The following is a 24,447-nucleotide window of genomic DNA, read 5'->3' as shown; positions in this document are numbered from 1 at the left end:
ATGGCTGGTTGCCCCGGTATGACGACGCCCCGTGTGATCCTGCTGCTGTCCGGAAGCCTGCGGGCCGACTCCTCCAACGAGACCGTGCTGCGCACCGCGCAGGCCATCGCTCCCCCGCAGCTGCGCACCGTGCGCTACGACGGCCTGGCGGCGCTGCCGCACTTCAACCCCGACGACGACACCGACCCGCTGCCCCCGTCCGTCGCCGGTCTGCGCGCGGCGATCGGCGAGGCCGACGCGGTGCTGATCTGCACCCCGGAGTACGCGGGGACGCTGCCGGGTTCCTTCAAGAACCTGCTGGACTGGACAGTCGGCGGCACGGAGATCTGCGACAAGCCCGCAGCCTGGGTGAACGCCGCGGCGCCGGGCCGCGGCCAGGGGGCGGTGGACACCCTGCGCACGGTGCTGGGCTATACCGGCGCCGAGGTCGTGGAGGCGGCCTGCGTACGGGTGCCGGTGGACCGCAGGACCGTCGGCGAGGACGGGGTCATCACCGATCCGGGGGCGCGGGAGCAGCTGCGCGACGTACTGGACCGTCTCGCAGAGTCCGCTCCACCCCGTTGACGCACGGTATGCGTGTGCACTCCGCGTACGGCTCCCCCGGGCCTGCCGGCCACGCCCGGCCGTCCCGGGTGCGGCGAGTTCAGCGCGACGGCGTTGTGGTGGTGGCCGGTGAGTCGCGCAGACCGAGGCGCAGGTGCTCGACGTGGAACAGTGCCTGGTCCAGGAGTTGCGCCACATGGTGGTCGTACAGGGCGTAGACGACGGAGCGGCCGCACCGCTCCCCGGTGACCAGCCCGAGGTTGCGCAGCAGGCGCAACTGGTGGGAGCAGGCGGAGGGTTCCATCCCGACTGTCTCCGCGAGATCGCCGACAGCGCAGGGGCCTTCCCGCAGACGGGCCAGGATCCGCAGCCGGGAGGGTGTCGCCAGGGCCTGGAGGGTGGCGGCGACATCGGCGCTCCCCACGGCGTCGAGACGTTCGCGGGTCGTGGCGCTGCTGCCGTCGGTTTCGTGGCCCATGCCGACTATCCTAACGTTGATACATGAAGACCTGTTCATATGTTCCTGTACGGTGACACCGCTGCCGCACGCGTGGCCACCCGAGCCGCTTCGGTGCGCCACCGTCACCGTCCGCACCCCGGAAGGCGGTTACGCCGTGAACTCCCACCACGACCACGACCACTCCGATGAGACGTCACGCTGGTCGCGGCTGCGCCACCAGGCCGCGCACCTGGTGACCCCGCACCGCCACGAGGCGATGGACACGATCGATCCGGTGCTGGAGACCTCCCGGGAGGGCATGCGCACCCTGTGGCTCTCCCTGGGGGTTCTGGGACTGACCACCCTGGTGCAGGCCGTCGTCGTCGCCCTGTCGGGGTCGGTGGCCCTGCTGGGCGACACGATCCACAACGGCGCCGACGCACTGACCGCGATCCCCCTGGGCATCGCGTTCGTGCTGGGGCGGCGGGCGGCGAACCGCCGCTACACCTACGGCTACGGCCGGGCCGAGGACCTGGCCGGCGTCGCCATTGTGCTGACCATCGCGGCCTCCTCCGTGCTGGCCGCCTGGACGGCCGTCGACCGCTTGCTCAACCCGCGTGACGTCACCCATCTGTGGGCGGTGGCCGCCGCCGCGGGAGCCGGGTTCATCGGCAACGAGTGGGTGGCCCGGTACCGCATCCGTACCGGCCGGAGGATCGGCTCGGCCGCGCTGGTCGCCGACGGGCTGCACGCCCGTACCGACGGCTTCACCTCGCTCGCCGTCCTGCTGGGCGCGGGCGGTGCCGCGACCGGCCGGCAGTACGCGGACCCGGTCATCGGCCTGCTCATCACGCTCGCCATCCTGATGGTGCTGCGGGACGCGGCCCGGGAGGTCTGCCGGCGGCTCATGGACTCCGTCGACCCGGCGCTGGTCGACATCGCGGAAGCCGCGCTGCGCGGCGTGGACGGGGTGCACGGTGTCGGGCAGGTGCGGATGCGGTGGATCGGTCATGCCCTGCGCGCGGAGGCCGACATCGTCGTCGGGCCCGATCTGACCGTGGTGCAGGCCCATGAACTCGCGGTCGCGGCCGAACACGCGCTGATGCACGCCGTACCCCGGCTGACTGCCGCGACCATTCACACCGATCACACCGGCGCCACGGACCCGCACGCGCTCCTCGCCCACCACAGCACGGACTGACGCCGGCGGCATGCTCCCGCTGCCGCCCGGCCCACGTGACCCCGCCTGCCGGCAGCCGGCGCGCGGCCGTCGGCGAACGGGCCGAAGCATATGATCAGGCCGGGGTTTTCGGCCTCCACGTGTCCGACGGGCGCCTGGTGGCGGGCCAGGAGCTGGATCCGGACAACTCGCAGTACTGCCTGTTCGGAGATTGGGCGCAGTCCGGCCATGACCGCACACCCGTGTGACGCAGGACACGGGAACTGCGCGCGCCGCCCGGAGCGTAACTGGTGTGAGGCAAACAGAGCAGGAGGACCCCGTGCGCGCGCGCATCCGGGCGGGGGACCGCCAGGCGTTCGCCGCGATGTACGAGGAGTACGCGCGGACCGTCTACAACCACGCCCTGCGGCTGACCGGTGACTGGTCGGCCGCTGAAGAGGTGATGTCCGAGACCTTCCTGGCCGCCTGGCGAACCCGGGCGACGGTGGAGCCGGACGGCGGATCGCTCAGACCGTGGCTGCTGGGTATCGCCACGCACAAGGCGCACAACGTCAACCGCGGCCTGCGCCGGCGGCTCGCCTTTCTGGCCGGCCGCCCGGCGCCGCCGCCGGTGGCGGATTTCGCGGACGAGACAGCCGGGCGGATCGACGACGCACGACGGCTCGCAGCAGTGCACGGCGCACTGAGCCGGCTGCGCCGCCAGGACCGGGAGGTACTCACGCTGTGCGTGTGGTCCGGCCTGGACTACGCGCAGACCGCCGAGGCGCTCGGCGTCCCGGTCGGAACCGTACGTTCGAGGCTGTCGCGCGCTCGGGCCAGACTCGGCCGGCTCAGCGAGGAGAACCAGGAACCGCGGGCCGCCCGCGGAGCGGTAGAGAGTGAGGCCGCGTTCGCGGCCCTGCCCCTGCAGGAGGAAGCCCGATGAACGCCGCCGATCCGTCCCGCCCCGGCTCCGGCCGGGACGAGGCCGAGGAACTGGCCCGGCTGCTGCCGGCCCCGGCCGAGTTCGCCCTGCCGCCGGGACGTCATCTCCACCACAAGGACGCTTTGATGCAGCAGATCGACCACGACCGGAACCAGGCCACCGCCCCCGCCGCCGAACCGCCACGGCGTCGGCTGCTGCTGCGGCCGGCCGTCCTGCTGCCCGCCACGGCACTGGCGCTGGCCGGTGCCCTGATCACCACGTTCTCCGCCGGCGGTCACACCGCACCGCCCGCCGCGGCCGGCCGGGCGGACTCGGAAGCGGTGGTCACACTCAACCGGATCGCCGCCGCCTCCATGAAGACCGACGCCCAGCCGGTGAAGAACAGCCAGTTCGTCTATACGCGGAGGACGGTCATCAACAACGAGGGCACCCTGGAAGGACCGGTGAAGCTCGGTGCCCCGCACAGGAGCGAGGTCTGGCTGTCCCAGGACCCGACCGCGGTCACCAACATCGGCTGGATGCGGGAGACCGGCAAGGGTGTTTCGATGTCCGGCGAGGATGTGCCCATCGAGACCTCGGCCGTGGACGGTTCGAACGACACCGGCGCCCTCCCGCCGGGCATGAGCCGGCCGACATACGCGTGGCTGGCATCGCTGCCCACCAACCCGGACACCCTGCTCACCCTGCTCTACACAAAGACCAAGACGGCCGGTGACGAGAGCAAGGACCAGGCCGTCTTCAGCACTGTCGGCGATCTTCTGAGTCAGACGATCATGCCGCCGGCGAACGCCGCCGCGCTCTACAAGGCCGTCGCGAGCATTCCCGGCGTGACCGAGATCCCCGACGCCCGCGACGCGGTCGGCCGGCACGGCATCGGCATCACCCGCGAGGACGCCCACTCCGCCACCCGCGATGAATGGATCTTCGACAAGCACAGCCTCGTCTACCTCGGCTCGCGCTCCTACATCTCCAAGGACAGGAAGGGCAAGCTCGGCGGCAAGGCCGACACCCTCTACGGCAGCGACGCGGTCATGCAGCATGCGGTGGTCGACCAGCACGGCATGGAACCCGAGCAGAGCGCCGGTTGAACCGCGCCCGGGGCGGCCGGGCCGGCACGGTGCGGCTCCCGGGAACTGCGGCCCGCGTCCCGGGGCCTGCGATCGGCGCCCCGGGGGCTGCTGCCGGTCCCTAGCGGCCACCGGGCTTGGCGGGCCCGCGGGTTGAGGCGCTGAACACCAGCTACGGGATACGGGCGACCGCGACGTAGAGCCCGCTCTCCTCCGGTCGGGGAGCGGGCGAGCCGCGGTACCACTGGGGCGCGGTGACCAGACCGGGCTCGACGACGTCCAGACCGTCGAAGAACCGGCCGAACTCGGCACGGGTCCGCAGGGCGAGCCTGATGCCGCCCTTGCCGTACTCGGCGACACCCTCTTCGCCGCGCTCGGGGTTGACGTCGGACGCGCCCTGGGACAGCACCACGAAACTGCCGGGGCACAGGACGTCCACCAGGGCGCGGACGATGCCCTGCGGGTCCTCCTCGTCGGGCAGGAAGTGGAGCAGACCGAGAAGCGAGAGTGCGACGGGGCGGCCGAAGTCCAGTACCTTGCGCGCCGGTTCGAGGATGGTGCCGGGGTGCCGGACATCCGCGTGGACGTAGTCGGTGACCCCTTCGGGGCGGCTGATCAGCAGGGCTTCCGCATGCCGGAGCACAATCGGGTCGTTGTCGCAGTAGACGACCCTGGACGCCGGATTGATCTCCTGAGCCGTCTGGTGCAGGTTCGGCTCGGTCGGTATGCCGGTGCCTATGTCGAGGAACTGGCCGACACCCTCACCGGCCAGCCAGGCGGTCGCGCGGTTCATGAACGCACGGTTCTGCAGGGCCCCGGTCTTCGCCTCGGCCGGCAGGTGCTCCGCCACCTGCTGGTCCACCGGGTAGTTGTCCTTGCCGCCCAGAAGCCAGTCGTAGACCCGCGCCGAGTGGGGCTTACTGGTGTCGACCTGGGGCCTACCTGACGTCATGCCGGACTCCGTTGCAGAGGGGTGACCGCTCGGACGACGGAGTCTGCCACAGCAACTCCGGTGCGGACCGGCTCTGTTGATCATTGGCCACCGCGGGCCGACCGCACCGCGACGATCAGTTTCCCGGTGTGCGGTGAGGGCGGACAGTTCCTGCCACCCCACCGGTGCGGGGCGGACGGGTACTGGATGTGCAGAAGATCAGGCCACGCCCGCGAGGTAGCCCGAGGGCGGCCCGGCTCGCGCACGGATTACGGCAGCGGCGACGACTCTCGCGCAGAGGCTTCGTGCGACCGGGGCGGCAGAGGATGTCCGCGCGGACGACCGGATGTGCTCGCGGGCCCGGCCGCCGCGACCGGCCCCGGTGTCCGGCCCCGCGTTCGGCGGGCAAGGGCTCACCGTTAGCCTCGGACGTATGCCGAACATCCCCGCAGCAGCCGTAGCAGCCACCGGACTCGTCGGCGGTTACGCCGTCGCCCGCTGGACCAGGAAGCGCCCTCTCGGCGGTGCCGCATTCGCCGCGGCCGGGGCGGTCGCCGCCCGCCAGTGGCAGCAGCAGGCCGGCACCGGGAAGGCCCTCGCTCTCACCGGTGTCTATCTGGCCGCCTTCGGCGGATCGCATCCGCTCGCCAAGCGGATCGGCGCCTGGCCCGCCGTGTTCTCGGTGGCCGGCGCGATGGCCGTCACGGCGACCGTGGTGACGCGCCGCGGGCAGAGCGCGTAACACGCTCGGCGGTGGCGCGAGCCGGCGCCGAGCGGCGGGCGCTGCGGCGCTCCACCGGCGGACACCGGCCTCGCCGGACATGTCCGGCGAGGCGTAGGAGCGCGCGCTACCCGCCCAGCGCCTGCGCCACCGAATAGATCACCAGGCCGGCCAGCGCACCCACCACCGTGCCGTTGATCCTGATGAACTGCAGATCACGGCCGATGTGTGCCTCGATCTTGCGTGAGGTCTGCTCACCGTCCCACCCGGCCACCGTGTCCGAGATCAGCGAAGTGATCTCGTCCCGGTAGGTGGTGACGAGGTACGCTGCCGCGTCCTCCACCCAGCCTTCGAGCTTCCGCTGGAGCCGCCCGTCGGTGGCCAGCCGTGCGCCGAGTGAGAGCAGCGAGGCCCGCGCCCTGAGACGCAGTTCACTCTGTTCGTCCTCCGCCGCCGAGATGAGCATGGCGCGTACCGAGGCCCAGGCCGAGGCGATCACGTCCTGCACCTCCGAGCGGTTCACCAGTTCGGACTTCAGCCGCTCCACCTTCATCCGGGTCTCGGTGTCCGACTGCAGGTCGGAAGCGAAGTCCACCAGGAACCGGTCCAGGGCGCCGCGCGCCGGATGGGCGGGCATGTCGCGCATCTCGGTGACGAAGCGGAGCAGTTCCCTGTAGACGCGATCGCCGATCTTCTTGTCCACGAACCGCGGGGTCCAGCCGGGTGCTCCGCCCTGGACGGCGTCCATCACCGAGTCCGAGTGCAGGGTCAGCCAGTCGTGGGCACGGGAGCAGATCAGGTCGACGACTCGCCGGTGACCGCCGTCCGCGACGATCTTTTCCAGCATTTTGCCCATCCCGGGTGCCACCTCCGCGGCCTCCGCACGGCGGCTGATCGCCTCACCGACCACCGCCTGGACGTCCGAGTCGCGCAGCACGGTCAGGGCGCCGCGCAACGCGGTCGAGAGCTCCTCGGTCACCCGGTCGGCGTGTTCCGGTTCCGCCAGCCAGGCCCCCAGCCTGCCGCCGATACCCAGAGCGCGCAGCCGGGCGCGTACAACATTTTGTGACAGAAAATTTTCCCCTACGAAGGAACCAAGTGACGCTCCGAGCTGATCCTTCTTGTTGGGGATGATGGCCGTATGAGGAATGGGGAGGCCAAGTGGCCGGCGGAAGAGTGCCGTCACGGCGAACCAGTCGGCCATCGCGCCCACCATGCCCGCCTCGGCAGCCGCCGCAACGTATCCGGCCCAGGAACCGGCCCCGGTGTGTTCCGCCCAAGTGGCAAGAGCGAAAATAAGAGAGACCATCAGGAGAAGCCCGGTGGCCGTCGTTTTCATCCGCCGGACGCCACGGCGCTTCTCCTCGTCGGCCGCGCTGTAGGCAATGGAGCCCAGCGGGGCAGCATCCTTGACGCCGTCTGCTCCGGCTTCCCACTCTGTACGTTCCATCAGCTCCGCCTGCTTCGCCCTCTCGCGCACCAGCACCACCCCCGTACGTATTGTCCCTGTCAGAGCTACTCCTGGGACGCACGTCGAGTTCCCGAGGAGAAAGACCGCTCATGACCAGGCACCGTGGATACGCCCTACTGGCCGCTCTCGCGGCAGTGGTGACGTTGGTTTCGGTGGGGATCTTCACCATGGTGAGGACACCGGCCACCAAAGTCTCGGCAGGCACGTCCCAGTCGTCGTCGAGGCTGTCCTCCGGCATTCCCGCCTCCGGCGCCTGGGTGGGCACCTGGTCGGCGGCGCCGGTCGGCCCCGAACCAGGTACCCCGAACGGTCTCCCGGGAACCACCATCCGTAACGTCGTGCACACCAGCATCGGCGGCTCGATGGCCCGGATCACCCTCTCCAACCTCTTCGGCACCCGCCCCCTGCGCATCACCGAGTCATCCGTCGCCTCCGACGGCGCCCTGCGGGAAGTCACCTTCGACGGCCGCAGCTACGTCACCATCCCGGCCGGCGGACAGACCATCAGCGACGCCGTCCGCATCCCGGTCCCCGGCAACGGTGATGTGACGGTCTCCGTCTACTCCCCCACCCCCAGCGGCCCGGTCACCTATCACCCGCACGCCCGCCAGGTCTCGTACCTCACCACCGGCGGCGCCACCGCCGAGAGTCCGTACTGGCGCTATCTCACCGCGCTGGACGTCCACACCCAGCAGGCCCACGGCGCGGTCGTCGCCTTCGGCGACTCGATCACCGACGGCATCACCGCCACCACCGGCGCCAACCACCGCTGGACCGACGGACTCGCCCAGCGGCTCGCGGGCCACTACGGGGTGCTGAACGAGGGCATCAGCGGCAACCGGGTACTCCTCCCGGGCCGTGGGCAGAGCGGGCTGGCCCGCTTCGACCGCGATGTGCTCGGCCGGTCCGGTGCGAAGACCGTGGTCATCGACCTCGGCATCAACGACATCCTGCACTCCGCGAACCAGCCGGACGCCCCCCGGATCATCGACGGTCTGCGGGAGCTGGCCCGGCGGGCGCGGGCCCGCGGGCTGCATGTGGTCGGCTCGACGCTGACGCCCTTCGGCGGCCACTTCGGGGTCACCCCGCAGCTCGAGGCGGCACGCGAACAGGTCAACGCGGCCATCCGGTCGGGCGACGTGTTCGACACCGTCGTCGACTTCGACAAGGCGCTGCGCGACCCGTACGCGCCGCAGCGGCTGCTTCAGCGCTATGACTCCGGGGACCACCTGCACCCCAGCGACGCCGGCTTCGAGGCGATGGCCACGGCGGTCGGCCTGGACTCGCTGAGCAGGTCCGTTCCGGCCCGGGCCTGACGCACCGGCGCGCCGGAGAGCGGCTTACGGTCGGGAGAGCGCCGCGCGGTACGGGCGCGAAGGATGCCGGCGGCGTCCCCGGGGTGTCTCAGCTCAGCTCCTTGCGCCCGGACCTCTTCAGCTCCTTCAGCCGCCGCGTCTCCGCCCTGGTCATCCGCCGGTCGACCCCGATACCGCCGAACAGGGCCAGCCCGGTGACGCGCACCCGGGGCGACCCCGGAGTGCCGGGGCCCGACGCCTTGTCGCCGAAGGCCCCCATGAAGCCGAAGCCGCTGACGTCGCAGTGCAGCTCGGGGGGTACCACCACGGAGATCCCGCCCATGAGCGCGAAGCACCGGATCACCACGTCGCCGCCCTCGAAACGGGCCTCGCGCAGATCGATCTTCCCTCCGCCGAACATCGCGAAAGCGGTGAACCGAGCGGCGACGGTCCAGGCGCCCCTGCGGTTGAAGCCTCCCCACATCGCGAAGGCCCCGCTGGATGTGGCTGGGCCGCCGACACGGGCCGCCCAGCCGTCCCCCGCCTGCGGCGCGGGGGCGGTGGCGGAACGGGCCGGGGCCGGCAGATCGCGTACGAGCGGTTCCAGCTCGCTGTGCGTACGGGCCTTGTACGCGGCGTCCAGCCGGTGTTCGAACTCCGCCATGTCGAGGCGCCCCTCGGCCACGGCCTCCCGCAGGGACTCGGCAATACGCTCGCGTTCGGCATCGGATGCACGCATCTCGGGGAGCTCGTTCGTCATGGGGGCAGCCTATTGAAGGCCACGCTCGGCGTACATCTTTGCGATGACCGCCTCGATGTCCGGCTCCCGCACCGAGAGATCCACCAGCGGATACCCGGCGGCTATCGCGGCGACGACCGGAGCTGCCGACGCGGCAGCGGGGAAGGCGAGCCACTGCCGTGGGCCCTCGACCTTCACCGTACGGGCCAGCGGGGTCTCGATCGCGGGCAGTTCACGCTCCAGGTCGACCACCAGCATCCGCTCGCTCTCCCCCACCTCGTGCAGCCCCGCCAGCGCGCCGTCGTACATCAGCCGGCCGTGGTCGATCACCATCACCCGCCTGCAGAGCTGCTCGATATCGGTCAGATCATGGGTGGTCAGGAGGACCGTGGTGCCCCGCTCGGTGTTCAGGTCCCGCAGGAACCCACGGACCCTGGCCTTGGAGATGACATCGAGACCGATCGTCGGCTCGTCCAGATAGAGCACTTCCGGATCATGCAGCAGAGCCGCCGCGATATCGCCGCGCATCCGCTGCCCCAGCGAGAGCTGGCGCACCGGGACCTCCAACAGGTCCTTGAGATCGAGCAGTTCGACACAGCGGTCCATGTTCTCCCGGAAGCGCGCGTCCGGGATGCGGTACATCCGGTGGGCCAGCCGGTACGAGTCGCGCAGGGGCAGGTCCCACCAGAGGGTGGTGCGCTGGCCGAAGACCACACCGATGCGGTGGGCCAGCCTGGTGCGCTCCCTCGACGGGTCGAGGCCGGCCACCCGCAGGCGGCCGGCACTGGGGGTGAGGATGCCGGTGAGCATCTTGATGGTGGTGGACTTGCCCGCGCCGTTCGGTCCGATGTAGCCGACCATCTCGCCCCGGGCGATGCCGAAGGTGAGACTGTCCACCGCCCGGACCTGCTGCTTCTCCCTGCGCAGCCGGGTGACTCTGCGCCGGACCTCGAAGACCTTCTCGACCGCGTCGAGTGTGATGAAGTCGCTGCTCATCGGACGGTTCCGCTCCCCTGGTGTTCCGTGTTCCGCTGATCCCTGTTCCGGTGTTCCGCTGATCCGTGCTGCCCGCCGTACGCGGTCCGTCCCCGCCGGCCCGTTCCCCGTCCCCCGTCCCCCCGGGGGTGTCGTCCGGATCGTCCCGGGGCCGCGGCACCCCTAGCTCCCCGTGCTCCGGTAGGCCCGCAGGCCCAGCCGCCATGCCGCACCGGCCAGCAGACAGCAGGCCACTGCCACCACGGGACCCAGAAAGGCGGTCCACCGCGGCACATCCAACGGGTAAGGACGCCCCAGCACGTAGAGCGCGGGCAGCCAGTTCACAAAGGCCAGCGGGACCACGAAGGTCACTCCCCGCAACAGGTCCTTCGCGAAGACCGTCGGCGGGTACTCCAGCAGCGTCACCCCGCCGTAGGTGAAGGCGTTCTGCACCTCCGACGCGTCCTGCGCCCAGAACTGGAACGCCGCACCGGCCACGAACACCGCCGAGAAGATCACCGCGCCACTGAGCACCATCACCGGCACCAGGAGGATCTTCACCGGTGTCCAGTCGACGTCGAGGACCCCGATCGCGTAGCCGAGAACCAGCAGGCCCTGGGTGACCCTGCCCAGCCGGCGCAGGGCGAAGCGGTCCGCCGCGATCTGCGCGAGGACCGGGGCCGGGCGGACCAGCAGGGTGTCCAGGGTGCCGTCACGGACCCGGCGGCCGAGACGGTCCATCGAACCCATCACCAGGTCGGAGAATCCGAACGAGGCGGCGGCAGCCCCGTAGAGGAAGGCGATCTCGCCCAGCGAGTAACCACCCAGGCTGTTCACATGCGAGAACATCAGCAGGATCGCGACGAAGTCGAAAGCGGTGGCGGCGAAATTCCCCAGGGCCGTCAGCAGGAACGACGCCCGGTACGCCATCGTCGAGCGTATCCACATCCCGGCGATCAGCCAGTAGGCGCGGAGCCCCTCAGCCACCCTGCACCACCACCCTTCTGGTCGCCGCGGACTGCAGCATCCGCCCGGCGGCGAGCAGGGCGGCGGCCCAGCCGAGCTGGAAGGCGTAGGCGCCCGGCAGAGCCCAGCCGGTGCGCTTGCCGAGCATGATGTCGGCCGGCACCTGGAGCAGCGCGGACCAGGGCAGCGCCCTGGCGACCTCGCCCAGCAGGCCGGGGAAGAGGTTCAGCGGGAGCAGCATCCCGGAGAAGAACGTCCCGGCGAGCCAGGCCATCTGCGTCACCCCCGCGCCGTCGAGGAGCCAGAAGCCGGACAGCGCGACGAGATAACGCATCGCGAAGCTGACGACCATCCCCAGGACGATGGAGAGCAGAACCGCAATCCACACGAACGGGTTGGACGGAAGCGCGAGTTGAAAGGCGAGCGCCCCCATCGCCATCGGCACCACGCCACGCCCCAGGAGCTGAAAACAGGCCCGGCCCAAGTCACCGGCCAGCCACCAGAGTTGCAGGTCGGCTGGCCGGTAGAGATCGATCGCGACATCCCCCGTACGGATACGCTCGATCAGCTCGTCCTCGAAGCCGCCGCCCATCAGCGCCATGGTGGTGAGCAACGCCTGGCCCAGCCATACATAGGTGAGGGCCTGCGCCTGGTCATAGCCTCCGAGCTGCGGGCGCTCGTCCCAGAGCGCGATGTAGGTGTAGGCCATGATGAAGCCGAAGACGGTGTTGGTGAACACACCGGCCACCGTCGCGACCCGGTAGGTCGCGAACCGCCGGAACCCCCCTGCTGCCACGACCGCGTACAGCCGCATACGAGCCCCCTCCCCGTGCCGCTCCCCGGGCGCCGCCGCGCCTTCCCCCCGATACGCCGCCGGGGAGCGGATCCGCGCAGCACCAAAGCGCACGACCTTAGTCCAAGGGGGTCGCACCCCGCGACCGGATAGACCGGGCAGTCCGGGACGGGCGCCACAACAGTGTTTTATGGGTGTACACCGCGAATCGCCCCTTACAACACTCATGACCCGCATGCCGGACGCTGGAGAGACAGTGAGCCACGAGCAGCCAGAGCAGCCCGGCTGGCCTCCCCGAGACCCCACCGCCGGTGGCGCGCCGACACCCGAAGGCACCCCCGGCACACAAGGGGCGCGCGGCAAGCGCCCCCGGCGCACCGGATGGCGGCGCGCCCTGCCGACCTGGCGGATGGTCCTCGGAGCCGTACTGATCGTCCTGCTGCTGCTCATCGGCGGCTTCCTCGCCGGCTACAACCTGGTCGACATTCCCGCGGCCAACAGCGCGGCCACCAAGCAGAGCAATGTCTACCTGTACTCCGACGGCTCCGAACTCGCCCGTGACGGCACGGTCAACCGTGAGAACGTCCAGCTCTCCCAGATTCCCCTCGGCGTCCAGCGCGCCGCGCTCTCCGCCGAGGACCGCGACTTCTACGCGGAGTCCGCAGTCGATCCCAAGGCGATGATCCGCGCGGCCTGGAACACCGTCACCGGCAAGGGCAAGCAGGGCGGTTCGACCATCACCCAGCAGTACGTCAAGAACTACTACCTGGGCCAGGAACAGACCATCAGCCGCAAGATCAACGAGTTCTTCATCTCCATCAAGCTGGACCGCGAGGAGAGCAAGGACGACATCCTCGAGGGTTACCTCAACACCAGCTACTTCGGACGCAACGCCTACGGCATCCAGGCGGCGGCCCAGGCGTACTACGGCAAGAACGTCCAGGACATCGATGTGCCGCAGGGCGCCTACCTCGCCTCCCTGCTCAACGCTCCCAGCGCGTACGACATCGTGGTCCACCCGGAGAACCGGCCCGCAGCCGAGGCCCGCTGGAACTACGTACTCGACGGCATGGTCAAGAAGGGGTGGCTCAGCCGGGCCGAGCGGGCCGCCATGAAGTTCCCGGTGCCCGGCAAGGCCAGGCCCTCGTCCGGGCTCTCCGGGCAGCGCGGCTATGTCATCCAGGCGGTGAAGGACTTTCTCGGCGCCACCAAGGTCGTCGACGAGGACACGCTGGCCACCGGTGGGTACCGCATCACCACCACCCTGCAGCGCAAGAAGCAGGACGCCCTGGTCAACGCGGTCGACGACCAGGTGAACAGCAAACTCAGCAAGAGCCGGGCCGCCGACCGCAATGTCCGGGTCGGGGGTGCGTCGGTGGTCCCGGAAACCGGCAAGGTCGTCGCGATGTACGGCGGCATCGACTACACCAAGCAGTACGTCAACAACGCCACCCGCCGCGACTACCAGGTCGGTTCCACCTTCAAGCCCTACGTCTTCGCCTCGGCCGTGGAGAACGACTCCACCACCCAGGACGGCCGCCCGATCACCCCGAACACGGTCTACGACGGGACCAACCACCGGATGGTGCAGGGCCCCGACGGGCCGACCGGATACTCGCCCGGCAACGAGGACGACACCTCCTACGGCGACATCCCGGTCAGCACCGCCACCGACAAGTCGGTCAACTCCGTCTTCGCACAGATGGCGGAGGACGTAGGCCCCGCCAAGGTCGAGCAGACCGCCATCGACCTCGGCATCCCCAGGAGCACCCCGGACCTCACGCCCACCCCGTCCATCGCGCTCGGCCCCTCCACCGCCAGCGTCCTCGACATGACCGAGGCGTACGCGTCCCTGGCGGGGCACGGCAGGCACGGCACCTACACCCTGGTGGAGGCGATCACCAAGAACGGCCAGAACCTCTCGCTGCCCAAGAACCAGACCGAGCAGGCCATCAGCCGGCAGGCCGCCGACACCACCACATCCATCCTGCAGAGCGTCGTCGAGAACGGCACGGGCAGCGCGGCCCAGTCGTCGGGCCGGCCATCCGCGGGCAAGACGGGCACCGCCGAGGACGACAAGGCGGCCTGGTTCGCCGGCTACACACCCGACCTGGCCACCGTCGTCTCGGTCATGGGCCAGGACCCCACCAGCGCCGTACAGAAGCCGCTCTACGGGGCGCTCGGCCTGCCCCGCATCAACGGCGGCGGGCCCCCCGCGCAGATCTGGGGCCAGTACACGGCAGCCGCCCTGAAGGGTTCCGAAGCCACCCCCTTCGACCTCGATCTCCAGCCGGGAGCGGAACAGGAACCGCCCATCGGACCCGGCGAGTCCTCCGAACCCCCGTCGGACACCGGGTCCTCGGCCCCCTCGTCCGATGAGCCTTCGACGGTTCCGACGCCGGAACCGACCGCCAGCGGGCCGGCCGAGCCGTCCGCACCCCCGGCCGAAACACCCACCGGCGAGAACCCGGATGTCATCGGAGGCCTCACAGGTGGGGGCGGCGACAACGGCGGGGGCGACGGAAACACCAACGGCGGCCTCCGGGGGGAGAACGTCATCCCGTAGCCCACCGCCGGACGGCCGGGTACGGGACCGGACCCTCCGGGGCGCCAGGCTCTCGGTGGGACCGGGCCGGCAGTGGGCCCGGCCCCTCAGTGGCCGGAGGTCACCTTCAGGCCGACCACGGCGACCAGCAGCAGGCAGACGAAGAAGATGCGGGCGGCGGTCGCCGGCTCACCGAGCACCACCATGCCGAGCACCGCCGCACCGGCCGCTCCGATGCCCACCCAGACGCCGTAGGCCGTGCCGATCGGCAGAGTCCTGACGGCCTGCGAGAGCAGCAGCATGGACGCCACGATCCCGGCACCGGTGAAGACGCTGGGCCACAGCCTGGTGAAGCCCTCGGTGTACTTCATCCCGGCCGACCAGGCCACTTCGAGCAGGCCGGCGACAACCAACAGGACCCAGGACACGACGACGAACCTCCGCGAGACGGATCAACAGAAGTGCGTCGTCTTTTCACACAGGGTCGGTGACCACTGCCCGGTACGGCGCGTCTCGTCGGGGTCCATCGAAGGTAGCAAACAACCGCGGACCAAGAACTACAGGTAAAGCCCGGTCGAGTCCTGGGAGACCCGCTCCGATGCCACCGCGTGCAGATCACGCTCCCGCATGAGCACGTACGCCACCCCGCGGACCTCTACCTCGGCCCGGTCCTCCGGGTCGTACAGCACCCGGTCCCCCGGCACCACGGTGCGGACGTTCTGCCCGACCGCCACCACCTCGGCCCAGGCCAGCCGCCTGCCGACCGCGGCGGTCGCCGGAATCAGAATGCCGCCGCCGGAGCGCCGTTCGCCCTCCGGGCTGTCGGATTTGACCAGTACCCGGTCGTGCAGCATCCGGATGGGCAGCTTGTCGTCGTGGGTGTTCTCGCTCACGGAGCAGAACCTACCTGCCCGCGGCGGTGGCGTTCACCGATGGGTCAGCCCCTGCGCCGTTTTGCGGAGACCGCGAGCAGCCCCACCAGGCCCACCGCGACGAGCGCCACCGGAATCACCCGCTCCAGCCGAGGGGCCCCGTCCGGCGAGACGAACTTCGCCCTGACGCCGACTACCGCCCCGTTCACCGCGACGAAGGCACGCCCAGCGGTCTGGTCCACTGCAGCGGCGACCTTGGCCTTCGCGTCGCCCACGATCGTGCTCGGGTGCAGCCGCACCCCGATCTCGTCCAGCGTGTCCGCGAGATCCGCACGCCGGTTCTTGATGTCCGCCTCGATCTGCGCCGGGGTCCTGGCATCCGTGGCGTCCGTGGCATCCGACACTGCGCTGCCTCCGTGGTCGTGTCCGGTAGTCGTTGCTCGACAGTCTGTCAGTTCCGGCGGGAACGCACCCCGCGGCACCCCTATTACGCTCGGCCCCATCCGTTTCTCACACCCGTACGTCCTCCCGAGGAGACCTTGATGAGTGAGCGACTCCAGCCCGGCGACACCGCCCCCGCATTCACCCTGCCCGACGCGGACGGCAATGAGATCTCCCTTGCCGACCACAAGGGCCGCAAGGTCATCGTCTACTTCTATCCCGCCGCGCTTACCCCCGGATGCACCAAGCAGGCCTGCGACTTCACCGACAATCTTCAATTCCTGGCCGGCGCGGGGTACGACGTCATCGGTGTCTCGCCTGACAAGCCGGAGAAGCTCGCGAAATTCCGGGAGAAGGAGTCCCTGAAGGTCACGCTCGTCGGCGATCCGTCCAAGGAGACCCTGGTCGCCTATGGCGCCTTCGGCGAAAAGAAGCTCTACGGCAAAACGGTGAACGGGGTCATCCGCTCCACCGTCGTCGTCGACGAGGAGGGCAAGGTGGAACGCGCCTTCTACAACGTCAAGGCGACCGGCCACGTGGCGAAAATCATCAAGGATCTGGGCCTCTGAGGCACCCGCGGGAGCCTTCGGAGCGGGCCCTCCCCGCCCGCCTTCCAGGGGGCCTCCCGCGGGCCCTTCCCCGGCACCGGGGCCGAGCCGGGCCTCCGGGTACCCGCCGGAGAACACGTGACCAGGGTCCCATTTCCCGGGACCCTGGTTTGCGAACCCAATGGCTGTGCAGAAGTTCTTCTTGGTGTTGTACGACCAGTGAGAGGACCACAGCCATGGAGGATCCCGGCCATCGGACCGTTTCCGATCCGGGTGCGGTGAAGCGCCATCACGCGCTCTTCCGCACGGTAGCCCGCCGGAAGAACCCGAAGCTGCGCCGTACCGACATCACGGTGACGGACGAAGCGGCCATCAAGCGGGCCGTCAAGGCGGCCTCGCTCGGCAACGCCATGGAATGGTTCGACTTCGGCATCTACAGCTACCTGGCGTCCACCATCGGGCATGTCTTCTTCCCTTCGGGGAACGACACGGTCGAGCTGCTCTCCTCGTTTGCCACCTTTGCTGTCGCATTCCTGATCCGCCCGGTCGGCGGCATGGTCTTCGGTCCGATGGGCGACAAGATCGGCCGCAAGAAGGTACTCGCCCTCACCATGATCATGATGGCGATCGGCACCTTCGCCATCGGCATCCTGCCGTCGTACGCATCGGTCGGTTTCTGGTCACCGGCCCTGCTGATCTTCTTCCGGCTGGTGCAGGGCTTCTCCACCGGCGGCGAGTACGGCGGAGCATCGACCTTCATCGCGGAGTACGCCCCTGACAAGCGCCGCGGCTACTTCGGCAGCTTCCTGGAGTTCGGCACGCTGGCCGGCTACGTCGGCGCGGCCGGACTGGTCACGATCATGACCACTTTCCTCGGCTCCAGCGGCATGGACGACTGGGGCTGGCGCGTCCCGTTCCTCGTCGCGGGGCCGCTCGGTCTGGTGGGTCTCTACCTCCGGCTGAAGCTGGACGAGACACCGGCCTTCCTGAAGCTGGAGGGCGAGGGCGTCCGGGCCGGCGACGCGGCGACCGGGGTCGAGACGACGGCCCACGGCGACCTGGGCAAGATCTTCCGGAACTACTGGCCGACGCTGATCCTCTGCATCGCCCTGGTCGGCGCGTACAACATCACCGACTACATGCTGCTGTCGTACATGCCGACGTATCTGTCCGACGAACTCGGCTACAGCGACACCCACGGGCTGCTGATCCTGCTGGGCGTCATGGTCTTCCTGATGCTGATCATCAGCCAGGTCGGCAAGCTCAGCGACCGCTTCGGCCGGAAGCCTCTGCTGATGGCCGGCATGCTCGGCTTCCTCGTGCTGTCGCTGCCCGCCTTCCTGCTCATCAGGGACGGTTCCGTCATCGCGATCACCGTGGGCATGCTGATGCTGGGCCTCTCCCTGATCTGCATGCTCGGCACCATGTCGGCCGCGCTCCCGGCCCTCTTCCCGACACAGGTCCGCTACGGCTCCCTCTCGGTGGGCTACAACCTCTCGGCGTCGCTCTTCGGTGGCACCACACCCTTCGTCATCACCGCCCTGATCAGTCTGGTGGGCACCAACCTGATGCCTGCCTACTACGCCATGGCGGCGGCGCTGGTCGGCGTGATCGCGGTCGCCTGCATGAAGGAGACGGCCAACAAGCCGCTGGACGGCTCCCCGCCGTCGGTGGAGACGAAGGAGGAGGCGGCTGAGCTGGTCCACGCACAGGCTCCGGAACCCAGGTTCTGAAGGCTGCCTGCGCCCACTTGCACCGGGCGCCGCACGCCATCGGGGGGAGCGGGGTAAAGTCACTCCCGCTCGCGCCCGTACGCCACCCGGTGAGCGACGATCTTTAGGTGGTCGTGTATATCGGTTCGAATCCGATCGGGCGCACAGCCATGCGGCCTCCACCTGATGGTGGAGGCCGCATTCCGTCAGCCCAGCATCTCTCGCACCGCCGGCACCAGCGCGCGGAACGCCTGCCCCCGGTGGCTGATCGCGTTCTTCTCGGCCGCGGTGAGTTCCGCGCAGGTGCGGCTCTCGCCGGCCGGCTGAAGGACCGGGTCGTAGCCGAATCCGCCAGTGCCCGCCGGTGCGCGGCGGAGCGTGCCGAGCAGGCGTCCTTCGACCACCCGCTCGGTGCCGTCGGGAAGGGCCAGGGCCGCGGCGCAGGCGAAGTGGGCGCCGCGGTGCGGGGCTTCGATGTCGGAGAGCTGGGCCAGCAGGAGGCCGAGGTTCGCCTCGTCGTCACCGTGCCGGCCTGCCCAGCGGGCGGAGAAGATGCCCGGGGCGCCGTTCAGGACGTCCACACAGAGACCGGAGTCGTCGGCGACCGCGGGCAGACCCGTGGCGCGGGCCATGGCATGCGCCTTGAGCAGGGCGTTCTCGGCGAACGTGATGCCCGTTTCCTTGACGTCGGGGATGTCGGGATACGCGTCCGCGCCGACGAGCTCGTGCGGCAGGCCCGCGTCGGCGAGGATCGAGTGCAGTTCGGTGACTTTCCCGGCGTTGCGGGTGGCGAGGATCAGACGGGTCATGCGTCCAGTATCGGGGGTCCGGTTCCTCCGGCCCGGCAGCGGGGAGCCCCGGGACTTCTCAGGACGTGCAGACCTTGGTCAGTTCGCCGGCCGCGTCCCTGACCGGGCTGATGTCAGGGGTTCTGTCGCCGCTGTCGACGGACTTGCGGACGTTGTCCACCGCCGTGTTGAGGTCGTCGACCGCCTTGCTGACGTCGGTGTCGCCGGTCTTGTCGCCGAGCTTGCCGAGGTTCTTGGCGATGTTGTCGAGCGCCTGGTCCACCTGGCCCGGATCGTTGCCGATGTTCGAGACGGCCTGCTGGAGGTTGTTGACGTTCCCGGCGACGGTGTCGGCGGTCTGGACGCAGTCCACGGCCTTGTTCACGGCGTCGCAGCCGACGGCCCCCGCGAGGGTGACGGCGGTGACGGTGGCGGCCAGCAGAGCGGCGGTACGGCGGCGCATGGATCCCCCCGGATGGTGGCCTGGTACGGCCCCTGGTCTGTCTCGTCGGTGCGGACGGGCGCACGGTTCTGCCCGTGCGCCCGTGCCGGTGATGACGCCGGGGGCGCCGTGATCGGTTGCTTCCCTGCCGGCCCGGTGCCGCTACTTGCCGAGCGCCTCGACCTGAAGGGCGGTGAGGTCGGCGCAGCCGCCGGTGGCCAGGTCGAGCAGCGCGTTGAGCTCCTTGCGGTCGAAGGGCTCCGCCTCGGCGGTGCCCTGGACCTCTACGAAGCGGCCGTCGCCGGTGCAGACGACGTTCATGTCGGTCTCGGCGCGGACGTCCTCCATGTAGCAGAGGTCGAGCAGGGGCGCCCCGTCCACGATCCCGACGCTGACGGCCGAGACGGTGTCGGTCAGGGGCTTGCGGCCGTTCCTGATGAGCTTCTTGCCCTGCGCCCAGGCGACGGCGTCGGCGAGGGCGACGTAGGCGCCGGTGATGGCCGCGGTGCGGGTGCCGCCGTCGGCCTGCAGGACATCGCAGTCCAGGACGATGGTGTTCTCGCCGAGCGCCTTGTAGTCGATGACCGCGCGCAGCGAACGGCCGATGAGACGGGAGATCTCGTGCGTCCGGCCACCGATCTTGCCGCGAACGGATTCCCGGTCGCCGCGGGTGTTGGTGGAACGCGGGAGCATCGAGTACTCGGCAGTGACCCAGCCCTCCCCGCTGCCCTTGCGCCAGCGCGGTACGCCCTCGGTGAAGGAGGCGGTGCAGAAGACCTTGGTGTCGCCGAAGGAGATGAGGACGGAGCCCTCGGCGTGCTTGCTCCAGGCGCGCTCAATGGTGACCGGGCGGAGTTCTTCGGGGGTGCGGCCGTCGATACGAGACATGGGGGCGAGCTTATCGGCCGCGGCAGGGGTGCCGGCCGGGCGCCCGGCGGACATGCGCGAGGGCCCGCTCCGGGACCGAGATGGATCGGAAGTGACCGGAACAGGCCCTGGCAGGGAGAGCTCAGAAGCTCACATCATGTCTTCGATGTCCGCGGCGATCGGGTCGGCGTCGGTGCCGATGACGACCTGGATGGCGGTGCCCATCTTGACGACCCCGTGGGCTCCGGCGGCCTTCAGCGCGGCGTCGTTGACGAGGGAGGCGTCCTTCACCTCGGTACGCAGCCGGGTGATGCAGCCCTCGACCTCTTCGATGTTGTCGAGCCCGCCGAGCCCGGCGACGATCTTCTCAGCCTTTGTGGCCATGTCTGACTCCTGAGTGTCTCTTCGGGGCCCGGAGATCCGGTCCTTTTGATCACGGTAACGCACGTTTGGACCACTTATACGAGCGCGCTACGGGATCGGATCGCAGGATACGAGCACTGGTGACGCGTCCCTGCGGGTCCGCCGCCGCTCTGCGCCGTGAGTGGTCTACACCAGTGTACGGCGACCGCAGAGCAGCCCGATGCCAGGAGGACGCCGAATGAGCTCCAACAGCGCGGCCGTGTCAGGGAACGCGCCGCAGCGGCAGTGGTGGAACGGACTCTTCCAGGGAATGCAGAAGGTCGGCCGGAGCCTCCAGCTGCCGGTCGCCGTACTGCCCGCGGCCGGTCTGCTCGTCAGCCTCGGCAATCTCTTCACCGCGTATCTGCACGGCGCCTTCTGGGACAAGACGGCCAAGGTCTTCACCGCGGGCGGCACCTCGATCCTGGACGGCGCGTTCGGACTTCCGCTGCTCTTCTGCATCGGCGTGGCCATCGGCTTCGCCAAGAAGGCGGACGGCTCGACCGCGCTCGCCGCCGTGGTCGGCTTTCTCGTCTACCACGGGGTGCTGGCCGCCTTTCCGATCGGCGGCTCGGTGAGCAAGGCCCTCCCGGACGGCATGCCGCAGAACCCGGGCGTGCTCGGCGGCATTCTGATCGGGCTGCTGACCGCGGTCATCTGGCAGCGTTACCACCGCACCAAGCTGGTGGACTGGCTGGGCTTCTTCAACGGCCGCCGTCTCGTGCCGATCCAGATGGCGTTCATCGGGGTGATCCTCGGGGTGGCGTTCGGGCTGCTGTGGGAGCCGGTCGGTGACGCGCTGACCTGGTTCGCGAAGCACCTGATCGACCTGGGCGCATGGGGTTCGGCGATCTTCGGTGTCGCCAACCGGCTGCTGATCCCGATCGGGATGCACCAGTTCCTGAACACCTTCTTCTGGTTCCAGGCGGGTGACTTCACGAACTCCGACGGCAAGCTGGTACAGGGCGACCTGACGCGGTTCTTCGCGGGCGACCCGAATGCGGGGCAGTTCATGTCGGGCTTCTTCCCCATCATGATGTTCGGCCTCCCGGCCGCCGCGCTCGCCATCGCCCACTGCGCGCGGCCCGAACAGCGCAAGCAGGTCACCGGGCTGATGATCTCGGTGGCGCTGACCTCGTTCGTCACGGGGGTGACCGAGCCGCTGGAGTTCTCGTTCATGTTCGCGGCGCCGCTGCTGTACGGCCTGCACGCGCTGCTCACCGGCGCATCGATGGGGATCACCTGGGCGCTGGGCGCGCATGTGGGCTTCAGCTTCTCGGCCGGCCTCATCGACTACGTCATCAACTGGCATCTCGACACGAAGCCCTGGCTGGTCATCCCGATCGGGCTGTGTTTCGCGGTGGTGTACTACGTGGTCTTCCGCTTCGTGATCACCAAGTTCAACGTGATGACACCCGGGCGGGAACCCGACCAGGACGTCGAGGACGTCACCAAGGCGTAACCCACAGCGACATCCGCGTCAGCCGAAGACCCCCGGGCCCAGCGCCCCGGGGGTCTTTGGGTATGTTGGCCCGCTATGGCCCACGCCACAGAAAGTGACGGTTCCTTATCCAACCTTCACCGTGCTAAAACTGGTCTACACCACTGAGTGGTGTAGACCACCTGTGCTGCTCGTCCCCCGACGATCCCTGGCAGCACCGGCACATGGAGGAAGTCAATGAGTACGGCCACGGCCACCGCCACCGCGGCGCCCGCAAAGAAGCGGGGCTCCGGCCTGTTCCAGGGCCTGCAGAAAGTCGGACGCAGCCTGCAGCTGCCGATCGCCGTGCTTCCGGCCGCGGGCATCATGGTCCGGCTCGGCGCCGACGATGTGTTCGGCAAGGACGGACTCGGCTGGGGCAAGGTCGCCACCGTCTTCGCCAACGCCGGTGGCGCACTCACCGGCGCGCTGCCGCTCCTGTTCTGCATAGGCGTGGCGATCGGCTACGCGAAGAAGTCGGACGGCTCCACCGCGCTCGCCGCCGTGGTCGGCTTCCTCGTCTACAGCAAGGTGCTCCAGGCCTTTCCGGTCACCGACGCCGTGGTGAACACGACCGCCAACAAGGGTGTCGACGTGGCGGCCACCTTCAACGATCCCGGCGTCCTCGGCGGCATCATCATGGGTCTGCTGTCCGCCGTCCTCTGGCAGAAGTTCCACCGCACCAAGCTGGTCGACTGGCTCGGCTTCTTCAACGGCCGCCGCCTCGTCCCGATCATCATGGCCTTCGTGGGTCTGATCGTCGGCGTCGTCTTCGGCCTGGTGTGGGAGCCCATAGGCAGCGGTATAGCCAGCTTCGGCGAATGGATGACCGGACTCGGCTCCGGTGGCGCAGCGCTCTTCGGTGGCGTGAACCGCGCCCTGATCCCCGTCGGCATGCACCAGTTCGTCAACACGGTGGCCTGGTTCCAGCTCGGCGACTTCACCAACTCCGCCGGTGATGTGGTCCACGGCGACATCACCCGCTTCCTCGCCGGCGACCCGACCGCCGGCATGTTCCAGTCGGGCTTCTTCCCGATCATGATGTTCGGCCTGCCCGCCGCAGCTCTGGCCATGGCTCACACAGCCCGCCCGGAGCGCCGCAAGGCCGTCCTCGGCATGATGATCTCCCTGGCGCTCACCTCGTTCGTCACGGGTGTCACCGAGCCGATCGAGTTCTCGTTCATGTTCATCGCGCCGCTCCTGTACGTGATCCACATACTGCTCACGGCGGCGTCGATGGCCATCACCTGGGGGCTGGGAGTCCACGCCGGCTTCAACTTCTCGGCCGGCCTCATCGACTATCTGCTGAACTGGAACCATGCGACCAAGCCATGGCTGATCATCCCGATCGGCCTGGTCTTCGCGGCGGTCTACTACGTGGTCTTCCGCTTCGCGATCACCAAGTTCAATCTCATGACCCCGGGCCGCGAGCCCGAGGAGGAGATCGAGGACCTCACCAAGGCGTAGTCCTCACGCAGCGCACGAAAAGGCCCACGGAACCGTGTCTGTCGGTTCCGGGGGCCTTCGCGTACACGTACCGGATCTCAGATCTCGTACACCGCGCCCGGCGCTGCCAGCTCCACCGGGCCGTCGTACACCGAGCGGGCGTCCAGCAGATTCCGCTCACCGTCGGTCCACGGCGGGACGTGGGTCAGCACCAGCCGTCCCACCCCGGCACGCGAGGCGTGCGCGCCTGCCTCACGGCCGTTCAGGTGGAGGTCGGGAACATCCTCCTTGCCGTGGGTGAAGGACGCCTCACAGAGGAACAGGTCACTGCCGAGCGCGAGTTCGTGCAGAGGTTCGCAGACGCCGGTGTCCCCGGAGTACGTCAGCGAGGATCCACCGTGCTCGATCCGGATACCGAAGGCCTCGACCGGGTGGCGGACCTTCTCCGTGCGGACCGAGAAGGGCCCGATCTCGAACGATCCCGGCTTCAGTGTGTGGAAGCCGAAGACCTCGCTCATCGACGACGAGGTGGGTGTGTCCGCGTAGGCCGTCGTCAGACGCTCGGCTGCGCCGTCCGGGGCGTACACCGGAATCGCGCCGCAGCGTCCGCCGTCGTGGCGGTAGTAGCGCGCGACGAAATACGCGCACATGTCGATGCAGTGATCCGAGTGCAGGTGGCTGAGGAAGATGGCGTCGAGGTCGTAGAGACCGCAGTAGCGCTGCAGCTCGCCCAGGGCGCCGTTGCCCATGTCGAGGAGCAGCCGGAAGCCGTCGGCCTCTACGAGGTAGCTCGAACAGGCCGATTCCGCGGATGGGAACGACCCCGAGCAGCCGACGACGGTGAGCTTCATGGAGTGGG

The 24,447-nt window shown here is 69.3% G+C and carries 26 protein-coding genes, 1 tRNA gene and 1 riboswitch; of the genes, 12 read left to right on the top strand and 15 right to left on the bottom strand.

What is annotated here, in order from left to right; translation table 11 throughout:
* The first annotated feature begins 18 nt into the window (after window positions 1-18).
* On the top strand, window positions 19-564 hold the full coding sequence (locus OHS16_RS19790) for an NADPH-dependent FMN reductase (protein WP_328538543.1): 546 nt from the start codon (window positions 19-21) through the stop codon (window positions 562-564).
* 79 nt (window positions 565-643) lie between these two features.
* Here OHS16_RS19790 and OHS16_RS19785 read toward each other — a convergent pair whose 3' ends face one another.
* The gene (locus OHS16_RS19785) at window positions 644-1,021 is read right to left on the bottom strand and encodes an ArsR/SmtB family transcription factor (RefSeq protein ID WP_328538542.1); all 378 of its coding nucleotides are present in this window, start codon (window positions 1,019-1,021) and stop codon (window positions 644-646) included.
* 136 nt (window positions 1,022-1,157) lie between these two features.
* On the opposite strand from OHS16_RS19785, the gene OHS16_RS19780 reads away from it, so the two are divergent.
* The 3 genes from OHS16_RS19780 (at window position 1,158) to OHS16_RS19770 (ending at window position 4,175) form a co-directional block, all read left to right on the top strand.
* A complete protein-coding gene (locus OHS16_RS19780; protein ID WP_328538541.1) occupies window positions 1,158-2,183 on the top strand; it encodes a cation diffusion facilitator family transporter in 1,026 nt (341 codons plus the stop codon).
* A gap of 298 nt (window positions 2,184-2,481) precedes the next feature.
* Window positions 2,482-3,087 carry an RNA polymerase sigma factor gene (locus tag OHS16_RS19775; RefSeq protein WP_328538540.1) on the top strand — a complete coding sequence of 202 codons (606 nt, stop codon included), beginning with the start codon at window positions 2,482-2,484 and terminating at the stop codon, window positions 3,085-3,087.
* Window positions 3,084-4,175 carry a CU044_5270 family protein gene (locus OHS16_RS19770; RefSeq protein ID WP_328538539.1) on the top strand — a complete coding sequence of 364 codons (1,092 nt, stop codon included), beginning with the start codon at window positions 3,084-3,086 and terminating at the stop codon, window positions 4,173-4,175. Before OHS16_RS19775 ends, OHS16_RS19770 begins: the two co-directional genes overlap by 4 nt.
* A gap of 151 nt (window positions 4,176-4,326) precedes the next feature.
* Here OHS16_RS19770 and OHS16_RS19765 read toward each other — a convergent pair whose 3' ends face one another.
* The gene (locus OHS16_RS19765; protein ID WP_328538538.1) at window positions 4,327-5,106 is read right to left on the bottom strand and encodes an SAM-dependent methyltransferase; all 780 of its coding nucleotides are present in this window, start codon (window positions 5,104-5,106) and stop codon (window positions 4,327-4,329) included.
* A 412-nt stretch (window positions 5,107-5,518) separates the two neighbouring features.
* On the opposite strand from OHS16_RS19765, the gene OHS16_RS19760 reads away from it, so the two are divergent.
* Entirely contained in the window at window positions 5,519-5,827 is a 309-nt protein-coding gene (locus tag OHS16_RS19760; RefSeq protein ID WP_328538537.1) for a hypothetical protein, read from the top strand.
* A 106-nt stretch (window positions 5,828-5,933) separates the two neighbouring features.
* Here OHS16_RS19760 and OHS16_RS19755 read toward each other — a convergent pair whose 3' ends face one another.
* Complete coding sequence (locus OHS16_RS19755; RefSeq protein WP_328538536.1) at window positions 5,934-7,256, bottom strand: DUF445 domain-containing protein; 1,323 nt, start codon at window positions 7,254-7,256, stop codon at window positions 5,934-5,936.
* A 110-nt stretch (window positions 7,257-7,366) separates the two neighbouring features.
* Between OHS16_RS19755 and OHS16_RS19750 the strand changes: the two genes are divergently transcribed.
* Window positions 7,367-8,593 (top strand): SGNH/GDSL hydrolase family protein, encoded by a 1,227-nt coding sequence (locus tag OHS16_RS19750; protein ID WP_328538535.1) that lies wholly within the window; start codon window positions 7,367-7,369, stop codon window positions 8,591-8,593.
* An 88-nt stretch (window positions 8,594-8,681) separates the two neighbouring features.
* On the opposite strand, the gene OHS16_RS19745 is transcribed toward OHS16_RS19750, so the two are convergent.
* From OHS16_RS19745 to OHS16_RS19730, 4 genes are all read right to left on the bottom strand, one after another.
* Window positions 8,682-9,332 (bottom strand): DUF1707 SHOCT-like domain-containing protein, encoded by a 651-nt coding sequence (locus tag OHS16_RS19745; protein ID WP_328538534.1) that lies wholly within the window; start codon window positions 9,330-9,332, stop codon window positions 8,682-8,684.
* 9 nt (window positions 9,333-9,341) lie between these two features.
* Window positions 9,342-10,307 carry an ABC transporter ATP-binding protein gene (locus OHS16_RS19740; protein WP_328538533.1) on the bottom strand — a complete coding sequence of 322 codons (966 nt, stop codon included), beginning with the start codon at window positions 10,305-10,307 and terminating at the stop codon, window positions 9,342-9,344.
* A 162-nt stretch (window positions 10,308-10,469) separates the two neighbouring features.
* Window positions 10,470-11,273 (bottom strand): ABC transporter permease, encoded by an 804-nt coding sequence (locus OHS16_RS19735; RefSeq protein ID WP_328538532.1) that lies wholly within the window; start codon window positions 11,271-11,273, stop codon window positions 10,470-10,472.
* The gene (locus OHS16_RS19730) at window positions 11,266-12,066 is read right to left on the bottom strand and encodes an ABC transporter permease (protein ID WP_328538531.1); all 801 of its coding nucleotides are present in this window, start codon (window positions 12,064-12,066) and stop codon (window positions 11,266-11,268) included. The genes OHS16_RS19735 and OHS16_RS19730 overlap by 8 nt, the downstream gene beginning before the upstream one ends.
* Before the next feature lie 214 nt (window positions 12,067-12,280).
* Here OHS16_RS19730 and OHS16_RS19725 point away from each other — a divergent pair, with 214 nt between their 5' ends.
* Complete coding sequence (locus OHS16_RS19725; RefSeq protein WP_443042652.1) at window positions 12,281-14,611, top strand: transglycosylase domain-containing protein; 2,331 nt, start codon at window positions 12,281-12,283, stop codon at window positions 14,609-14,611.
* Between the two features lie 86 nt (window positions 14,612-14,697).
* Here the strand turns inward: OHS16_RS19725 and OHS16_RS19720 are convergent, their stop codons facing one another.
* From OHS16_RS19720 to OHS16_RS19710, 3 genes are all read right to left on the bottom strand, one after another.
* The gene (locus OHS16_RS19720) at window positions 14,698-15,018 is read right to left on the bottom strand and encodes a DMT family transporter (protein WP_328538529.1); all 321 of its coding nucleotides are present in this window, start codon (window positions 15,016-15,018) and stop codon (window positions 14,698-14,700) included.
* Between the two features lie 32 nt (window positions 15,019-15,050).
* Window positions 15,051-15,128: riboswitch (guanidine-III (ykkC-III) riboswitch) on the bottom strand.
* Window positions 15,129-15,147: 19 nt separating this feature from the next.
* Window positions 15,148-15,483: a GroES family chaperonin gene (locus OHS16_RS19715; RefSeq protein WP_328538528.1), complete on the bottom strand. Its 336-nt coding sequence runs from the start codon at window positions 15,481-15,483 to the stop codon at window positions 15,148-15,150.
* A gap of 44 nt (window positions 15,484-15,527) precedes the next feature.
* A complete protein-coding gene (locus tag OHS16_RS19710; RefSeq protein WP_328538527.1) occupies window positions 15,528-15,866 on the bottom strand; it encodes a DUF3618 domain-containing protein in 339 nt (112 codons plus the stop codon).
* A gap of 138 nt (window positions 15,867-16,004) precedes the next feature.
* Here OHS16_RS19710 and bcp point away from each other — a divergent pair, with 138 nt between their 5' ends.
* The 3 genes from bcp to OHS16_RS19695 all read left to right on the top strand — a co-directional run bounded on the left by bcp (window position 16,005) and on the right by OHS16_RS19695 (window position 18,328).
* On the top strand, window positions 16,005-16,472 hold the full coding sequence (bcp, locus tag OHS16_RS19705) for a thioredoxin-dependent thiol peroxidase (protein ID WP_328538526.1): 468 nt from the start codon (window positions 16,005-16,007) through the stop codon (window positions 16,470-16,472).
* Between the two features lie 215 nt (window positions 16,473-16,687).
* A complete protein-coding gene (locus OHS16_RS19700; RefSeq protein WP_328538525.1) occupies window positions 16,688-18,184 on the top strand; it encodes an MFS transporter in 1,497 nt (498 codons plus the stop codon).
* 71 nt (window positions 18,185-18,255) lie between these two features.
* Window positions 18,256-18,328 (top strand) — tRNA-Leu (locus OHS16_RS19695).
* A 41-nt stretch (window positions 18,329-18,369) separates the two neighbouring features.
* Here the strand turns inward: OHS16_RS19695 and rdgB are convergent.
* The 4 genes from rdgB to OHS16_RS19675 form a co-directional block, all read right to left on the bottom strand.
* Window positions 18,370-18,972 carry an RdgB/HAM1 family non-canonical purine NTP pyrophosphatase gene (gene rdgB, locus OHS16_RS19690; RefSeq protein WP_328538524.1) on the bottom strand — a complete coding sequence of 201 codons (603 nt, stop codon included), beginning with the start codon at window positions 18,970-18,972 and terminating at the stop codon, window positions 18,370-18,372.
* 58 nt (window positions 18,973-19,030) lie between these two features.
* The gene (locus tag OHS16_RS19685; RefSeq protein ID WP_328538523.1) at window positions 19,031-19,414 is read right to left on the bottom strand and encodes a hypothetical protein; all 384 of its coding nucleotides are present in this window, start codon (window positions 19,412-19,414) and stop codon (window positions 19,031-19,033) included.
* A 141-nt stretch (window positions 19,415-19,555) separates the two neighbouring features.
* Window positions 19,556-20,281 carry a ribonuclease PH gene (gene rph / locus OHS16_RS19680; protein ID WP_328538522.1) on the bottom strand — a complete coding sequence of 242 codons (726 nt, stop codon included), beginning with the start codon at window positions 20,279-20,281 and terminating at the stop codon, window positions 19,556-19,558.
* Between the two features lie 129 nt (window positions 20,282-20,410).
* A complete protein-coding gene (locus OHS16_RS19675) occupies window positions 20,411-20,680 on the bottom strand; it encodes a PTS glucose/sucrose transporter subunit IIB (protein WP_328540916.1) in 270 nt (89 codons plus the stop codon).
* 181 nt (window positions 20,681-20,861) lie between these two features.
* Between OHS16_RS19675 and OHS16_RS19670 the strand changes: the two genes are divergently transcribed.
* Window positions 20,862-22,124: a PTS transporter subunit EIIC gene (locus OHS16_RS19670; RefSeq protein ID WP_328538521.1), complete on the top strand. Its 1,263-nt coding sequence runs from the start codon at window positions 20,862-20,864 to the stop codon at window positions 22,122-22,124.
* A 216-nt stretch (window positions 22,125-22,340) separates the two neighbouring features.
* On the top strand, window positions 22,341-23,609 hold the full coding sequence (locus tag OHS16_RS19665) for a PTS transporter subunit EIIC (RefSeq protein WP_328538520.1): 1,269 nt from the start codon (window positions 22,341-22,343) through the stop codon (window positions 23,607-23,609).
* Between the two features lie 77 nt (window positions 23,610-23,686).
* On the opposite strand, the gene OHS16_RS19660 is transcribed toward OHS16_RS19665, so the two are convergent.
* Window positions 23,687-24,439, bottom strand: a complete 753-nt coding sequence (locus tag OHS16_RS19660) for an MBL fold metallo-hydrolase (RefSeq protein ID WP_328538519.1) — start codon at window positions 24,437-24,439, stop codon at window positions 23,687-23,689.
* Between the last annotated feature and the right edge of the window lie 8 nt (window positions 24,440-24,447).

The organism is Streptomyces sp. NBC_00344, from assembly GCF_036088315.1.
In the GTDB taxonomy this organism is placed as follows: domain Bacteria; phylum Actinomycetota; class Actinomycetes; order Streptomycetales; family Streptomycetaceae; genus Streptomyces.
This window is presented reverse-complemented; position numbering and strand designations above follow the sequence as displayed.

Bases quoted from the DNA above. Each gene is read 5' to 3' on its own strand.
- rph (WP_328538522.1), bottom strand. From the start codon at position 20,281: ATGTCTCGTATCGACGGCCGCACCCCCGAAGAACTCCGCCCGGTCACC.
- OHS16_RS19740 (WP_328538533.1), bottom strand. From the start codon at position 10,307: ATGAGCAGCGACTTCATCACACTCGACGCGGTCGAGAAGGTCTTCGAG.
- OHS16_RS19745 (WP_328538534.1), bottom strand. From the start codon at position 9,332: ATGACGAACGAGCTCCCCGAGATGCGTGCATCCGATGCCGAACGCGAG.
- OHS16_RS19765 (WP_328538538.1), bottom strand. From the start codon at position 5,106: ATGACGTCAGGTAGGCCCCAGGTCGACACCAGTAAGCCCCACTCGGCG.
- OHS16_RS19750 (WP_328538535.1), top strand. From the start codon at position 7,367: ATGACCAGGCACCGTGGATACGCCCTACTGGCCGCTCTCGCGGCAGTG.
- OHS16_RS19770 (WP_328538539.1), top strand. From the start codon at position 3,084: ATGAACGCCGCCGATCCGTCCCGCCCCGGCTCCGGCCGGGACGAGGCC.
- OHS16_RS19685 (WP_328538523.1), bottom strand. From the start codon at position 19,414: ATGCGCCGCCGTACCGCCGCTCTGCTGGCCGCCACCGTCACCGCCGTC.
- OHS16_RS19755 (WP_328538536.1), bottom strand. From the start codon at position 7,256: ATGGAACGTACAGAGTGGGAAGCCGGAGCAGACGGCGTCAAGGATGCT.
- rdgB (WP_328538524.1), bottom strand. From the start codon at position 18,972: ATGACCCGTCTGATCCTCGCCACCCGCAACGCCGGGAAAGTCACCGAA.
- OHS16_RS19785 (WP_328538542.1), bottom strand. From the start codon at position 1,021: ATGGGCCACGAAACCGACGGCAGCAGCGCCACGACCCGCGAACGTCTC.
- OHS16_RS19730 (WP_328538531.1), bottom strand. From the start codon at position 12,066: ATGCGGCTGTACGCGGTCGTGGCAGCAGGGGGGTTCCGGCGGTTCGCG.
- OHS16_RS19665 (WP_328538520.1), top strand. From the start codon at position 22,341: ATGAGTACGGCCACGGCCACCGCCACCGCGGCGCCCGCAAAGAAGCGG.
- OHS16_RS19670 (WP_328538521.1), top strand. From the start codon at position 20,862: ATGAGCTCCAACAGCGCGGCCGTGTCAGGGAACGCGCCGCAGCGGCAG.
- bcp (WP_328538526.1), top strand. From the start codon at position 16,005: ATGAGTGAGCGACTCCAGCCCGGCGACACCGCCCCCGCATTCACCCTG.
- OHS16_RS19660 (WP_328538519.1), bottom strand. From the start codon at position 24,439: ATGAAGCTCACCGTCGTCGGCTGCTCGGGGTCGTTCCCATCCGCGGAA.
- OHS16_RS19700 (WP_328538525.1), top strand. From the start codon at position 16,688: ATGGAGGATCCCGGCCATCGGACCGTTTCCGATCCGGGTGCGGTGAAG.
- OHS16_RS19790 (WP_328538543.1), top strand. From the start codon at position 19: ATGACGACGCCCCGTGTGATCCTGCTGCTGTCCGGAAGCCTGCGGGCC.
- OHS16_RS19760 (WP_328538537.1), top strand. From the start codon at position 5,519: ATGCCGAACATCCCCGCAGCAGCCGTAGCAGCCACCGGACTCGTCGGC.
- OHS16_RS19725 (WP_443042652.1), top strand. From the start codon at position 12,281: ATGCCGGACGCTGGAGAGACAGTGAGCCACGAGCAGCCAGAGCAGCCC.